We start from the raw sequence: 1,199 nt of genomic DNA on the forward strand, positions 1-1,199 counted from the left end.
GCCCCCGGGTTCCCGGTTGAATCCCATGTCAACTCCGGCCGTGGTCTTGGCCGAGCGGCTGTCAGCTCGGTCGCCACCGTCGCGCACACATGGAACGGCGACGGTGACGAATCGACGAAGCTGCACAGGCCGTCTGCGTCGGCCCCGGTCAGAGAAGCCGCCCCGGTCCGAGAAGTCTGAGAAGTCATGCCCCTCATCATGCCCGAATCACTGCCTGCGAAATCAGTGGGCGCGAATCAGGTGGGCACAGGACCGGTCGGCTCAGGCATGCGGACCGGACACGCAGAACTGATTCCCGTCAGGATCGAGGAGCGTCACCCAGCGGAAACCGTCCATGTTCTCGCGGTGGTGCTCAGTTGCCCCTGCCTCGACGAGGCGCGCCACCTCGGCGTCGAGATCCGGACTCCCCAGATCGAGATGGATGCGGTTCTTCCCGGCGGTGGGGTCCGGGACCTTCTGGAAAGCGAAGTTGGTGGCGCTGTCAGGGACCGAGACGATGTAGAACCAACCGTCGTTTTCCTCGACGATGTTTCCGCCCAATTGCGCTGCCCACCACGTTGCGAGGGGACCGGGATCGAGACTGTCGAAGGTGATCATGCCGAGTGTGAGAGTCATGCGCGCACGGTAATGGAAGCCACCGACAAAGACTCTCGATCTCGGGCTGAGATGAGACGATCTTCGAATGCGATTCACGACGCTTCGCGACCGTGTTGCAGAACCACTCTTCGCAGTTTTCATCGCGACCGGATTGCTCCTGAGCGTCCTCGGAGTGCTCGCCTGGAGATTCGCCACGCCATCCACGCGAACAGAACATGTCGGAATCCAACCCCCTCCACCGCCGCCGATGGAGGACGGCAAGACCGGATACATGTGGGTGATCGAGGGATACAGCTACTCCGACGCACCACATTGGTTCCCCGCAACTACGTGGTTCCTGATAGTCGGAACCGCTGTCGCCTTTGCCGTCTCGGCGACACTGAATGCGACGGGATGGCGGCTGGCCCGTGACGCAAGCGGTAGAGAATTTACTCTTCCGCTTGCACTTTCAGCTTTCGGCACAGCCTACGGACTCACGGTCGCCGTCGTCGGACGAATCTGGCCGCCCACCTTCTATTCGGTGTCCTGCTCGAAGGAGTCGTCGGTCACATTCTTCAGGGTGCCGGCCACGGCGGGCTCCTTAACTGGTTGGTGCGTGGGGC

General features: G+C 62.1%; 2 protein-coding genes. One reads left to right on the forward strand and one right to left on the reverse strand.

All coding sequences use genetic code 11. From position 1 onward, the window contains the following. Positions 1–261 precede the first annotated feature (261 nt). The gene (locus ABT116_RS48165; protein ID WP_003939907.1) at positions 262–615 is read right to left on the reverse strand and encodes a VOC family protein; all 354 of its coding nucleotides are present in this window, start codon (positions 613–615) and stop codon (positions 262–264) included. A gap of 67 nt (positions 616–682) precedes the next feature. Here ABT116_RS48165 and ABT116_RS48170 point away from each other — a divergent pair. Continuing rightward, positions 683–1,199 (forward strand): hypothetical protein (locus tag ABT116_RS48170; RefSeq protein WP_351647833.1); only part of this gene is annotated, 517 nt, incomplete at its 3' end.

The organism is Streptomyces sp. NPDC002130, from assembly GCF_040296465.1.
Lineage (GTDB): Bacteria > Actinomycetota > Actinomycetes > Streptomycetales > Streptomycetaceae > Streptomyces.